We start from the raw sequence: 13122 nt of genomic DNA, 5'->3' as shown, positions 1-13122 counted from the left end.
TTTCAATTCTTAATGGGGTAAGGGTAAATATTAATTGGTAATGCTAATGTATAACTAATACTTTAGTTATACAACTAAAATGTTAAAATAAAAGCATATCCCTAATCACTATTTAAATCAGGCGCCATTGGATTAATGGCAGGGTTATTTCAAACATTAACCGGCCTATGGTCGGCTAAGAGTGGGTAGTATAGTTAGTCAATAGTATTGGTTAGATGGGCTGTTTCGTCGCTGTAGATGGTCTGATCCATGGAATAGTAGGCCATACCAAGCCCGGTAATAATAGTTTGGCTAAGCCAACTGCTCAAGCCACCTAATCCGTAGCTAACGCCAAGAGGCGCTAACAATAGCAATAATATAAAAACGGCACCGGTATATATCATCATGAATAACTTTTTCTTTGGCGTTTTCCAAGGCTTTTTGCTAAAGTAGTTTGCGGCAAATATCAGCGTGATAAATGCCGGGCAGGCTAAACCATTGCTAATAATGGCTATTTTAATGTAAAGGTAAAAGGCCCTAAAGCTATTGGCTATGGTATGGTTATTGATTAATAAAACAATGATAGGTGATGCCAATATACCGGTGAGCCATGCTTTTAAGGCATACTTAAAGTTTCTAAACAAGTCGTTTTCAGGGTCATCGTTCAGTATGTGAAAAAAAAGCCCAATGAGTAACGCGAGGCTGATAAAGAAAAATCTTGCCGGCAAATAATCAATATAACCGCTCCGGTAATTTGGCCCCTCGTATTTTAATTTGATAACCCTGTAAATAGATAACACAAGGCCCGCAACACCGGCAGTTACCGCAACTCCAAATATATCTTTCTTGTGTTGTAATTTTCGCAGCAGCCTTGCCGGCCCCTGTTTGTAACGGAATGGATTTTTGATGAAGATATTATTGGCCTTCATTTCCGGCCATACCTTCCAGATCACCCAGGCCGCCACCAAAGTTGTTGCCACAATTTCAATACAAATTTTGATATAACTGTTCATTGAGGGCCCTTGGGTGATAGCCATCAAAAATAAGGAAGGTTACGAGTTAAAAAAGGGGAGAGGTATAAAATTTGGCCGGTGGGAAATTGAATTTAATGATGATGCTTTATGATTGATTATTCATTTAATGATTAATTTAGCTCATGCGAATGTTTATGCTGTTTTTGTTGATGGGTTTAGCAGGATGCCAATCTGCTGCCGAAAAAAAACGCGAACAAAAACTTCGGGACACTATCGAACTGCTCCGAAAGAAGGCTGACTTTAAACCCCTTGAGAAATCAGAAGCGTACCATTTTATTAATCAGTATTTTCTTCCGCAATTTGATTAATTATGGCTATATACCATAAACTCAATAACTGAAATGATAACCAGTAATAGCCATGTTGAGAAAAATATCCAGACAACTTTTTTAATGCTCGATTTTCCCTTATAGTAAAGTGTTAAATAATATAAGGTTAGTAAAACACCAGCAATTGCAATTAAGCTTTTTAATACCACCATCAACTTAAAAAAGACTTTCTTGTAAACTTACCAAATTGTTGAACTATACTAATTCCCCGATTTTATTTTCAGCCCTTTTAAACAATCCTCAACTTGGCAAACTTCAATAACAGCTGCTTCTGCCCAACTTCTTTAAAAAATATCGTCGCTTTAATATCCGGTTTATTGCCGTCTAAGGTTAATACCTTACCAAAACCAAAACGTTCGTGCTCCACTTCCATGCCAACCTGCAAGCCCGATGTATCACTCGGCGCGAAGCCGGGGGTTGGTACGTGCGCTTTAGCTAAAATCGAAGTTGTTTTAATATTGGTTGCCGGTGTGGCCGCTTTTGGTTTGCTAAAAGTATCCTTTGTTGCCCATGCGCTGCGTTCATCCTCAAAGAAGGGGTTGCCTGCAGGCGCTTTCTTGGCAGTAAAATCAAGCTCCAGGTATTGGGCGTCTATTTCGTCTAAAAAGCGGCTTGGCTCGCAGTTAATTAGGGTGCCAAACTTAAAGCGCGATGTGGCGTAGCTTATGGTAAGCTTACTTTCGGCGCGGGTAACGGCTACGTAAAATAAGCGGCGTTCCTCTTCCAGGTCGGTACGCGAGTTGAGCGACATTTGCGACGGGAATAGGTTTTCTTCCAGGCCCACCACAAATACCTGCGGAAATTCAAGCCCTTTTGACGAGTGGATCGTCATTAATGATACCGTATCCGCATCCTTGTTTTTATCCTTATCGTCGTTAGTCAGCAAGGCAACGTCCTGCATAAAAATATCCAGCCCTTTTTCTTCCAGGTCTTCCCGTTCCGAAAACTCTTTGATACCGTTCAGCAACTCCTGTATGTTCTCGTAACGGTTCAGTCCCTCTACCGATTTATCCTCGTAAAGGTCTTTCAGCAAACCCGAGTGCTGGGCAATATACAAAGCAGAGTCGTAGGCCGACATGGTTTTGGTGATCACCTGGAAACTCTGGATCATCATCCCGAAATTGGCAACCGTATTGGCTGTCCGGCTATCCAAAAACTGAGTCGGGTTAACAATCGCTTCCCAGGGGCTAATGTTATTTTGTCCCGCGCTCACAATAATCCGGTCAACCGTAGTATCGCCAATACCACGTTTAGGGTAATTAATCACCCTTTTCAAGGCCTCCTCGTCGTTCGGGTTAAAAGTTAAGCGGAAGTAGGATATTAAATCCTTAATTTCTTTACGCTGATAAAAGGAGAGGCCTCCATATATTTTGTAAGGAATGTTAAGCTTACGCAAACCTTCTTCCATCGATCTGGATTGTGCGTTGGTGCGGTACAAAATAGCAAAATCATTCCATTTCATGCCCTTGTTGGCATGGTCCTGAAAAATCGCCTCGGCGGTCATCTTGCCTTCCTCATTATCGCTAAAGGCGCGCATCACCTTAATTTTATCGCCGGCTTCCTTTTCCGAAAATACGTTCTTCTTCAGCTGCTCTTTGTTGTTAGAGATAATGCTGTTGGCAACATTCACAATATTTTGCGTAGATCGGTAATTCTGCTCCAGCTTAAACACCTTCAAGTCCGGGTAATCCTTCTCAAAGTTCAAGATGTTCTGGATATTGGCTCCGCGGAAAGCGTAAATACTCTGTGCATCATCACCCACCACGCAAATGTTCTGGTTAATAGAGGCCAGTTTCTTCACAATCAGGTATTGCGAAAAGTTGGTATCCTGGTACTCATCCACCATCAGGTATTTAAACTTGTTCTGGTATTTATAAAGTACGTCGTTATGGGTTTTTAGCAGTTCGTTGGTTTTGTACAACAAGTCGTCAAAATCCATTGCACCGGCCCTAAAGCAGCGGTTCACATAGTTTTCATAGATCTTTCCTAACTGCCCGCGCCCGCTCGAAAAATCATCCGCCTGTATATCCGGGTTTTGCTGATATTCCTGCCACGATACCAGGTTGTTTTTTGAAGCCGATATGCGGCTCATTACAAAATTCTGGTTGTACAGCTTATCATCCAGGCTCATCTCCTTAATAATGGCACGCAATACGCTTTTGCTATCGTCGGTATCGTAAATGGTAAAGTTGCTTGGGTAGCCAATCTTGTCGGCCTCAACCCGTAATATCTTGGCGAAAACCGAGTGAAAGGTGCCCATCCAAATATTTTTGGCATCGGGGCCGGCCACGTGCATAATCCGCTCCCGCATTTCGCGCGCCGCTTTGTTGGTAAAAGTAAGTACCAGTATGTTAAACGAGTCTACACCTTTTTGTACCAGGTGGGCCACTCTATAAGTAATAACCCTTGTTTTGCCCGAACCGGCACCCGCTATAATCATCACCGGGCCTTCGGTTTGTAATACCGCCTGTTGTTGCGAAGGATTTAATCCCTTTAAATAATCCAAAATCTTCTCCTCTTTTCTGTTGCCGCGAAATTAAGGTTTTGCTTGCAGATTTTTACCGGTGTGGATATTTTGTTGGCCAAGGGCGGTTGGATAGAGCAAAACTTGCGTTAACGTTTTTATAAAATAATAAACCTGATTATTGCGTAAAATTAAAATTGGGGCGTTGCCTTCGGCCCAGACTTTCCGTTCCAAGTCCTCGCTCCGCTCCGGGCTCACTGCAATCCTTAACGCAGTATTACGGAACTTTATTCAAAACACTTGAGGATCAGTGTAAAGTTAAGAGTACTTAGTCTGGCGTTTTGAGGCAAAATTCCTGGCTAAGTAACAGACCAGGCCAACCGGAAAAAAATACGGATGACGTTTGAAACCTGTAGATTACTAAGCGCTGAAAGAAAAGTGCGCAAAAGCCCAACTGCACGCCGGGCCGGGAGCTGGCCTGTGGGCGGAAGGATGGGGCAGTCCAAAGCCCCCTCTAAACAGCGGAGCTCTCATGCACACCAAATGCAAACACAGTGCATAATCTCCCCCGGTAGGGGAGACTTTCCTACCGGGGAGGGTTGGGTGGGGCTTCTTCACGCGGCGATTGAGCGTGCCGATGTTCTAAATTAAGAGCTACTGATTATTAACGCAAAATAAGCAGATTGACAATCAGCGCAACCGATATGCTGCATACTTATCGCGCGCAAAAGATGGCTCCTCCCGTCGGGATGACATGATGGAGGGTGGTATGGTGCTGTAAATAAATAACTTAACAACGCGTCATTATAGGTATTAATGACTTTGACTAAACGATAACCGGCATTTTATCGTCGACACGACATTGTCTTTTTGGAATAAGGTTGATCAAAAGAATTGAGCTATAAGCTAAACTCCAGCTTCCGGTCCGGGTAACTGATGGCGTAGTTGGCTACCAGGCTTTTAATATAGCTGTTGCCGGGGTAAGGGGTGATGAGGCTTTTGATTGATGATAGGCCATTATCGGTAACGGTACTGTTGCTGATATAGCCCATGCCGTAAAATTCGCCATTCTCTATCAGGATGCAACTGTATTCATCATCGTGCCGGCCCTTATCGCGTATAGCAAAAGTTGATAAAGCCGCCTTGAGGTGCGTGGTAGCTTTGTTAACTCGGCTGTTATAACGTTTAGGTGTTTCGGTAACCTGGCAGGCGCAGGGTTTGGTTAAGTTACGCGGACAAGGCTGATCGTTTTTCTGGATAAAACACAGTTTAGGGCACAGGTCAAAATCCGCTATCAACTGGTTTAGCAAGCCATAACCCTCCAGCAGGGAATTACAGGTATATAAGGGCGCCGAATATTTAGTCCATTTATTAATAACCAAGCGCAGGTAACCGCGTTGATCTTCGTATTGATAAAGGCCATAGGTATGCTCATGCCTTTTTTGCGCGCGGTTGTATTTAGGCCATAGCCGTTTAATTTCAACGGTTTCTAATATAAAGGCCAATAGCTCGGTTCCGCAGGTTTGGTGCGTTATCTGGTGAATGTTTTTTAAAAATTCCTGCTTTTGCAGGTCGGCCCGGTTGTTGGTAAAATGGCTCTTTACCCTTTTTTTTAGGCTCTTGGCTTTCCCTACATAAACTACCTTGCCTTTGGCATCATGAAAATAATACACTCCCGGTGCATCGGGCAGGGTTTCAATATGCTGTTGCGGCAGGTTTGGCGGTAGGGATGATTCTTTACTGCGCTGTTTTAAAGTGTGTGTAATGTGCCCTTCTTTATCGTTAAGCAACATCATGCTAAACAACTTTGCCGTGGCATCAGCATCGCCCATGGCCCGGTGCCGCGCGCTGTTATCAATGCCCATATGCCCGCAAAATTTACCCAGGCTATAGGAGGGGAGCCCCGGAAATATTTTGCGCCCCAGCCTAACCGTGCATAATTTAGGGCTCTGCAAATCATACCCGGAAGCCATCAGGTGGTGCTTCACAAAAGAATAATCAAAATTGACGTTGTGAGCCACAAAAGTGCAGGGCTCCAATATTTCATAAACATGTTGCGCTATACTACTAAACGGCGGCGCATTTTTTACCATATCGTTATCTATACCCGTTAACACCTGTATGTGCATGGGTATGAGCATACCAGGGTTAATTAAGGTTTCAAAGCGGTTGGTAATGGTATGGCCATCATGTATAATAATGGCAATCTCCGTAATACCGTGTGCGCTGGCATGCCCCCCTGTGGTTTCAATATCTACAATAGCGTACATGGATATATTTGCTTGTTATGCAAATATATAAAAAATGCTAATTTATTTAGTTTATTTAGCAAAAGCTTGCAAAATAAGAAATATAAACCTTGTTTTTAAGAAAGGAGTCTTATATTCGGATCTTAACACATTTTGCTCATTTAACTATGGCGCAGCATGGTTTATAACTGCTGCCATTCTTCCAGTCTAATCACTTCGGCCTGGCGCGGGAAAACCTTAGTTGTAAGTACCCGGTGTACCTCTTCATCACCATCGGCACAACAGTCGGCCAATACCGTGATACGATAATCTTTATCTGCGGCTTCGCGTAAGGTTGATAATACTACACCGCTGGTGGCAATACCGGTTAATATGATGTGCTGCGTGCCGAAGGCTCTTAAAATCACTTCGAGATCGCTGCCTGTGAACGCGCTTACCCTGCGTTTTACAACGGTTACTTCGCCGGGTTGCGGAGCAATATCGTTCGGGATTTTCATAAACTGGGCGATATCAACAGTGCCAAATCTGGCTTTGCTGGCTGCAAAACTTTTATTATTCATGCTGATTTCTGGTGCGCCCTCTCTAAAACCAATGGTTACAAAAATAACCGGTATTTTTTTTGTCCTGGCATGGGCGATGGCCTCAGCCACGTTTTGCGTCAGGGATTTCGCGTCCGGAAGCATGCCAATTATTCCGGCCTGCATGTCCATTATCAAAAGGGCAGTGTTTTGTGTTTTTTGTTCCATTTTATTATCTCTTATAATGGTGTTCAATTTTTTTCTTTATGTGAAAATCCTTTAGCCGACATGATGCTTATGCCTGCAAAGCCGGCAAAAAAAGGCACAAGCGATAAGGTACGGTCAAAAGCAACCTGACTAACCTTGAAAAGTACGTAACCCACCACCAGGTTAAATAAAGCCCATAATACATTGACTACCGGCGAAGATAGGCCTCCTACCCGGCGGTTTTGAAAAAGGAGTAGGAAAGTCATCGCCCGAGATCCCATTGACAAAATGCGGTACAAAGTTGGCTAAAAACATACCGGCGCAAAAGCCGCCTAAATAATGACACCATTCCATAATAAGCTGTTTAATAATTTAAGTGAGTTATGTATAGTTAAATATGCTGATTCGTTTTTACCGGCTAATTTTTCACAGGTTTGTTTAACAGATACCTGGTAAATGTAATGGCTATAATCAATGCAAGTATTCCCTGGCAAAGCATCGTAAGCGGGGCCGAAATTCTTTGCGAAATAGTTCCGGTTAGCAAGCTCCCCAGGGGCAGCATTCCAAAATAAGCCATGGCAACATAGCTCATTACACGGCCCCGCATGTTAGATGCTGCTTCCATCTGTATAATGGTGATGCCCGCTGTCATCGGCATCAATGAGCCAAAACCTATTAACGTTGCAAACGGCATGGCGGCAGGGAAATAACTGATGCGCGAAAACATGATCAGCCCGATACCTAAAACTGCTATGCTGCCTAATAAGATGATTGTGAGCCGGTCGGTATTTTTTACCGAAGCCATAAAAAAACTACCGGCAATGGCCCCCAAACCTACAAAGCTGCTGATATACCCGAAGGTGGCTGCATTGCCTTTAAATATCACCTTGGCAAAAACCGGCAACATGGTATCATAAGGTAAAACAAACAGGCTTAAAAAAATAAGCAACAGCATAATGATACCTATAATAGGAGTTTGCCTGAGATATACAAAGCCCTCTGCCAGTTCGGATGTGACGTTCTTTTTGACTGGCGATGGGATGAATTTGGGGAATTTCATGAGCAATAAGGATGTAATTACCGCTAAAAAGCTTACCGCGTTTAAAGAAAAACATAGGCCTGCGCCAAAGGTCTGCAAAACAATACCCGATAAGGCTGGCCCTACCATTCGCGCCATATTTACCATAGCCGAATTGAGCGCGAGCGCGTTAGGCAGGTCTTCCTTATTGTTCACCATCTCATGTATCATCGGTTGCCTGGCCGGTACGTCAAACGCGTTAATTATCCCTAATACAACACTGAGCAGCAATATTTCCCAAATCACATAATGGTTGGTTAATATTAATACGGCTAACAATGTTGCTTGTACCATCGAAGCTGCTTGCGTAATCAGCAATATTTTATAGCGGCTATACCTATCTGATACGATGCCACCCAGTAGCGAAAGCAAGAAAGATGGAAACTGTTGGGCAAACACAGCCAGCCCCAGCATAAAAGCCGAATGCGTTAGCGAATAGATTACCCAGCTTACGGCTGTGCGTTGCATCCAGGTGCCAATTTGTGAAACGGATTGGCCACCAAAAAACAAGGCATAATTGTAGTTTCGGAAAGCGCGGAAAATACTGGTTGTGTTTTTTTTGTCCATTCAATGTTTGCGTGAATAATTTGACGTTATTTGTCAAAACGTCAAAAAAGCCTTAAATTTTTTTACTTCTTTATTCCGTGCATAATCACGTGCGATAATGCAGCAACCGCAGGCTCAATCGCTTCTAAATTATTTTCAATCACGAGTTCGCGCTTTAAGCCGTGTAAACTACTTAGCAGTACAAAAATGATCATCTCTTGCTTTTTTTCGTCCATAACTTGCAGTTCGCCTTCTTCAATTCCATCGTTTAAAATCTGTTTTAATAAGGCGCCCTCTTGTTGCATAATCAGGTTATGATGCACTATTTTAGTTTGATTAAACTGCGACATGGCATCTGCATCCATCCCTACATCAAGGGTTTTGTAAAAAGGCCTTTTTTCGCCTACTATCTTAAACTTGGCCAGGCAAAAGGCATTTATTTTTTGTTCAACGGTGGTTGCTTTATTAACAGCGCGGGCCATTGCGCCAAGCATTTCCTTAATTTCGATAGCAATTACAGCATCAAATATTTCATCTTTACTTTTGTAATAATAGTAAATTGAACTACGGCCTTTACCAATAGCCTTGGCCACATCGTCCATAGTTACTTTATAAAGCCCATGTATCTGGAAAAGACGCTTAGCAGCCTGCAGAATTTGCTCTTGCACTAAATCTTCTTTTGAGGGATTGCTAATGGCCATTGATGCTTTTTGTTAATACTTAAAGCAAATGTAGAAATTTATCTGACATTTGGATGAATTATGTTGAAAAGTTTACAAAAGCTTGTTGACTCTTCACCTTAATTTAATAACCGCGTTATTTGTTGGAAAAGTTACTACTGTTATTATAGGCTACTGCTATTGTACTTAAATGGCTCTTTCTGCTTGTCTATTCGTCAAGATAGTTTTTTGTTTTTCAGTTTAGTTTTGCAAAATCATGATTACCTTAATGAAATGTGCATAGGAGGAATCAAAATGGGAAGTGATTTTTATCCGTTTTTCTTATCGGTAAGTTATTATGCGCTACGCGGCTATGTCACCTGAAAATAAAAATCAGCTAAACAAATGTTCGATTCTACGTCCGGAACCAATGTCAGATTTAATAATACTAAAAAAAATTAGGGGAGGAGAGGGCAGGGGATATTCAATCTGTGATTGAATATTAAAAACTAAGCTTCAATAAGATGGGCGGGTATCTGTCACTTTTTAATCCGGTAAAATTTCCTGGTGCACTTGTAACAGATAAAATGCATTAATGGAAGCCAGGGGAATACATAAGCCACGAATGGGCTTCTTGGAATACGTGCCAGGGCAATTGAGCCGCAAAAGGGGACTTTTTTTGGGTAATTGTTTCGTAATCAGGTGGTTTGAGCTCATTTGATAATTCCATTTTAAATTTCAATAAAAAGGGGGACTAATTTTTCGTAAGTAAGTGGTTTAACAATAAATTCTTTCACGGATTTATAGGTGTAAGCTTTAATTTTTTCGATAGGATCAATTGACGAAGAGACGATGATAACACAAAAGTCGGCTGAATACTCTTCCAGTCTTTTTAGAAAAGTCCAGCCATCAATTTCGGGCATGTTGATATCTAAAAATATAAGATCTGGTTTGTTTGAATAGATATAATCCAATGCATTTTGAGGTTTATCAAAAGCTTTTATAACTGCTTTTTTGTTGTGTTTTGAAATAATCATTTTGTGCATCATATTCATCAGCGGGTCGTCATCAACGAGTACGATGTGGTCGCTCACCAGTTTTTCATATTTCGTAATTTCTTCTGAATGGACCGTTGGGGCTACTAAATTATTAAGGGTAGCAATAATATTATTTAGTTTTTCAGCCTGGGTATAAATATTTTGCAATAACTCTTTTATTTTTATTCCATAACCGAACTTTTCCTGTGCGTAATTGTCGAAATTTGCTAAACTGAGGATATTGCTTATCGGCGCCCGTAATTCATGAGAAGCAAACCGAGAGTAATAATTGGTCGGCAAAATTCCGTTGTGTTGGCAAAGGACTTGTAAAAAAAGACAAACTGCATAGGGTGTATCGTTGTTTAGTGTTAATGAGATAAACAGAATTTGAGTTTTTAAGGGGAATTGCGCCATTTTTTTAATTAAACTCAGATCTGCCATTACCGTTTGGCCGGCGAGGCATTGATCAATAATTTCCGAAATGTAGTCTTCTTGCCCCAGGGGAAAAATTTCTACAGCAGGTTGCCCCAATTTTAGTGGTACATTTAATAATATTTTAATACTATCAATTCCCCTGAGATTGAACGAAATAACATTTTTTGAGCTATCAATAACAATGTATGGAGTATCAGGAAAATTCTGAGTAATATTATTCCGCATAAGCCTTGTTTCCCGTGTTTTTTTTAAGATTAAAACCATCGTACGATAGCCAATTAGAAAGTGGACGGTTATTTGTAGTCATCAGAATTGCCCTTATAATGACAACGTAAAACAACTAAAAAATATTTGCAAATGCAAGAAATACTGTCAAAGAAAAAGATAGGAGAAAGAATTAGGTCGGTTAGGTTGGAACGTCATTATTCCCAGGCCTTTGTGGCTTCTATTTTAAATATATCGCGCAGCAATTACTCGCAGATCGAGATAGGTAACCAATTTCCGAGTTTTGAGTCATTAAGTAAAATTGCCAGTTATTATAGCAAAAGCTATGAGTGGTTGCTGCACGGGCAAGAGGCTGATCCTTACGTTGAAAACTCAGCACGATCTTCCCAGGAAATTCAAGCGGAAAAAAAGGTGCCGTCAAAAATTTTGTACGTTACCGAAAGTGCTGAATATGCCCGTAATTTAAAATCGGAATCTTATCTTAAACATTTACCGGTTTTTGATCTTCCAGGCTCATTTATCGTTGATCATGCAAGGTATCGTGCGTTTACGATTGACAGTAGTGGCAATAATATGTTAAAATATATTAACACTGGTGACTTGTTGATTGGTAAGTTTATTAAGAATTTCAGCCAGATTCTGATCGGTCATACCTATGTTATTGTAACTAACACAGAAATTGTATTTTGTGAAGTTGAAAATATATTATTTGAAGAAGGCATCATCGTTTGTAAATGTGGTGTGTTTTCAAATCCTAAATCGATATTACCGTTTAATAATATACAGGAAATATGGGAGGCGGTTGGGAAATACTCAAAAATAATTCAATCGGTAGTAGAAGAATTAGAAACTACCGTACAATCATTCCAAGCTTTAGTCCAAAAACTTGAAAACGAAGTAGCCAGGCTTGCTAAAACCTAAGGTAAGCATTTTGCAACGCACCAATTTAGGGATTAGCTTAATATATCGGGTCGTTGGATTTTTTTGCTCAATAGGGCTAATGCAACTTATATTCCCGGTCTTATAAACTCAAGATGATATTTATGACTTTGATCAACAGTAAATTAAGGCAAATTAAAAGTGCTTCTCTTTAAAAAAACGTGTTTAATTAGTAAAGTATCACTTAAATTTCACTAAAACCTGCGGCCCACAATAATTTTAAATATGGCTTTATCGGTGGCCTGGGTTAAGCCATAGCCGAGGCCCGCATTAAATTCCCAGTCGGCGCTGTAATTAAGATCGGTGGCAATAAATAGTTGATGTGTCTGGTCTTTTAGCAGGTCGTAGTGGAAAAAAGGCCCTGTGCTGCCGTAATATTCTAATCCCAAGGCTATAACCTTACTCACATCGTAGCTGGCCTTTACGTTGGGCGAAAAAACGAATCCGCGATAGGGGTCTGAGCCCGCAAAACTTTTATCAAGAGTTGGGTTTAGCGAAACATATAAGCCCGCCCATTTTTTATCGATAATGGGTCTCAACTCCAACGAACTTGTGCTTGTTGAGTATTGAGCTTTCTGAAAGCCAAATTCTGCCGATAAGCTAACCCCTAAGGGCCAATGCCAGCTGTTAGGTGCGGCAACCCGCGGGCGGATATGAGAGCCAACATAGCCGGTACGGCCATCGCTGCCGATGGTATTGAAAAAGTAGAAGCCGGTTTCAAACCAGGGTGTCCACCCGTGCGTTATTTCAACGGTCTCATGAAACACATGGTTGGTAGGGTAGGTGCCGTCAGTACTTGTTGTGCTGCCGTTTAGGGTGAAATTACTATGAAGTTCAAGCATAGTTCGTTCTTTTTCTACCGTTTCAGATCCATAAACTTGTATCTCATAATTGTCTTGTGATTTGGCTATAGTTGAAATCATAGTCAAACCGAAACATATTATTAAAATCCTTTTCATTTTCTTTAAATGGCCAATGTTGGATGTTTATTTCATGATTTTCTGGTTTTCCGGAATTCCCGTCAAAGGCCGCCTAAGGGCAACTGCCATACATCTGTTTATGCCGAAACCAGTGTTTTGAATGGCGTTGAATTTTGATGCCCTCAATTATACTTTTAATGAAGCATCGGCCACGGCTGGAAACACTCAGCTTTGGTGCGGTAATCAGGAGTGCTGGGCTAATGCCTTATTAATAGTTGATACAGGTACTGGGCTTAACAAATAGTTTAAATATTAAGGTGATACAAGTATACCAGCAGAATCTGTAGTTAGGATGAAAATAGATGGTGTGCGTATTTTTTTGCTTAATATACGGCGCATTTTTTGCGATCGATGAACGATTTGATAAACATTGGCATCCTTAAGCTGTCATCGCGTTAAGCGCTATTGTTTTTGCCGCTAATCATTATTGTCGTTTTGGGTTT

The 13122-nt window shown here is 41.2% G+C and carries 10 protein-coding genes; 1 reads left to right on the top strand and 9 read right to left on the bottom strand.

The features are described from left to right. Positions 1-194 precede the first annotated feature (194 nt). The 8 genes from MUCPA_RS00910 to MUCPA_RS36765 all read right to left on the bottom strand — a co-directional run bounded on the left by MUCPA_RS00910 (position 195) and on the right by MUCPA_RS36765 (position 10760). A complete protein-coding gene (locus MUCPA_RS00910) occupies positions 195-992 on the bottom strand; it encodes a hypothetical protein (RefSeq protein WP_040625586.1) in 798 nt (265 codons plus the stop codon). Between the two features lie 579 nt (positions 993-1571). Beyond that, entirely contained in the window at positions 1572-3848 is a 2277-nt protein-coding gene (locus MUCPA_RS00900) for an ATP-dependent helicase (protein ID WP_008503931.1), read from the bottom strand. 857 nt (positions 3849-4705) lie between these two features. Continuing rightward, positions 4706-6076 (bottom strand): exonuclease domain-containing protein, encoded by a 1371-nt coding sequence (locus tag MUCPA_RS00890; protein ID WP_008503930.1) that lies wholly within the window; start codon positions 6074-6076, stop codon positions 4706-4708. A 161-nt stretch (positions 6077-6237) separates the two neighbouring features. Further along, the gene (locus MUCPA_RS00885) at positions 6238-6801 is read right to left on the bottom strand and encodes a cysteine hydrolase family protein (RefSeq protein ID WP_008503929.1); all 564 of its coding nucleotides are present in this window, start codon (positions 6799-6801) and stop codon (positions 6238-6240) included. Between the two features lie 23 nt (positions 6802-6824). Continuing rightward, positions 6825-7046, bottom strand: a complete 222-nt coding sequence (locus MUCPA_RS00880) for a hypothetical protein (RefSeq protein WP_233276828.1) — start codon at positions 7044-7046, stop codon at positions 6825-6827. Between the two features lie 152 nt (positions 7047-7198). Beyond that, on the bottom strand, positions 7199-8425 hold the full coding sequence (locus MUCPA_RS00875; RefSeq protein WP_008503927.1) for an MFS transporter: 1227 nt from the start codon (positions 8423-8425) through the stop codon (positions 7199-7201). A 62-nt stretch (positions 8426-8487) separates the two neighbouring features. Further along, the gene (locus MUCPA_RS00870) at positions 8488-9105 is read right to left on the bottom strand and encodes a TetR/AcrR family transcriptional regulator (RefSeq protein ID WP_008503926.1); all 618 of its coding nucleotides are present in this window, start codon (positions 9103-9105) and stop codon (positions 8488-8490) included. Positions 9106-9794: 689 nt separating this feature from the next. Continuing rightward, a complete protein-coding gene (locus tag MUCPA_RS36765; protein ID WP_008503924.1) occupies positions 9795-10760 on the bottom strand; it encodes an ATP-binding response regulator in 966 nt (321 codons plus the stop codon). Positions 10761-10892: 132 nt separating this feature from the next. Between MUCPA_RS36765 and MUCPA_RS35515 the strand changes: the two genes are divergently transcribed. After that, complete coding sequence (locus MUCPA_RS35515) at positions 10893-11681, top strand: helix-turn-helix domain-containing protein (protein WP_008503922.1); 789 nt, start codon at positions 10893-10895, stop codon at positions 11679-11681. A gap of 212 nt (positions 11682-11893) precedes the next feature. Here MUCPA_RS35515 and MUCPA_RS00855 read toward each other — a convergent pair whose 3' ends face one another. Further along, on the bottom strand, positions 11894-12658 hold the full coding sequence (locus MUCPA_RS00855) for a hypothetical protein (protein WP_008503921.1): 765 nt from the start codon (positions 12656-12658) through the stop codon (positions 11894-11896). Positions 12659-13122 lie beyond the last annotated feature (464 nt).

Source organism: Mucilaginibacter paludis DSM 18603, assembly GCF_000166195.2.
GTDB classification, from domain to species: domain Bacteria; phylum Bacteroidota; class Bacteroidia; order Sphingobacteriales; family Sphingobacteriaceae; genus Mucilaginibacter; species Mucilaginibacter paludis.
Note: the sequence above shows the minus strand (reverse complement) of the source record. Positions and strands in the feature narration are given on the sequence as shown.

What these genes read in the sequence shown, in the direction of transcription:
- MUCPA_RS00910 (WP_040625586.1), bottom strand. Translation starts at nt 992, where the DNA reads ATGAACAGTTATATCAAAATTTGTATTGAAATTGTGGCAACAACTTTG.
- MUCPA_RS00890 (WP_008503930.1), bottom strand. Translation starts at nt 6,076, where the DNA reads ATGTACGCTATTGTAGATATTGAAACCACAGGGGGGCATGCCAGCGCA.
- MUCPA_RS00885 (WP_008503929.1), bottom strand. Translation starts at nt 6,801, where the DNA reads ATGGAACAAAAAACACAAAACACTGCCCTTTTGATAATGGACATGCAG.
- MUCPA_RS00880 (WP_233276828.1), bottom strand. Translation starts at nt 7,046, where the DNA reads ATGACTTTCCTACTCCTTTTTCAAAACCGCCGGGTAGGAGGCCTATCT.
- MUCPA_RS00875 (WP_008503927.1), bottom strand. Translation starts at nt 8,425, where the DNA reads ATGGACAAAAAAAACACAACCAGTATTTTCCGCGCTTTCCGAAACTAC.
- MUCPA_RS00870 (WP_008503926.1), bottom strand. Translation starts at nt 9,105, where the DNA reads ATGGCCATTAGCAATCCCTCAAAAGAAGATTTAGTGCAAGAGCAAATT.
- MUCPA_RS36765 (WP_008503924.1), bottom strand. Translation starts at nt 10,760, where the DNA reads ATGCGGAATAATATTACTCAGAATTTTCCTGATACTCCATACATTGTT.
- MUCPA_RS35515 (WP_008503922.1), top strand. Translation starts at nt 10,893, where the DNA reads ATGCAAGAAATACTGTCAAAGAAAAAGATAGGAGAAAGAATTAGGTCG.
- MUCPA_RS00855 (WP_008503921.1), bottom strand. Translation starts at nt 12,658, where the DNA reads ATGAAAAGGATTTTAATAATATGTTTCGGTTTGACTATGATTTCAACT.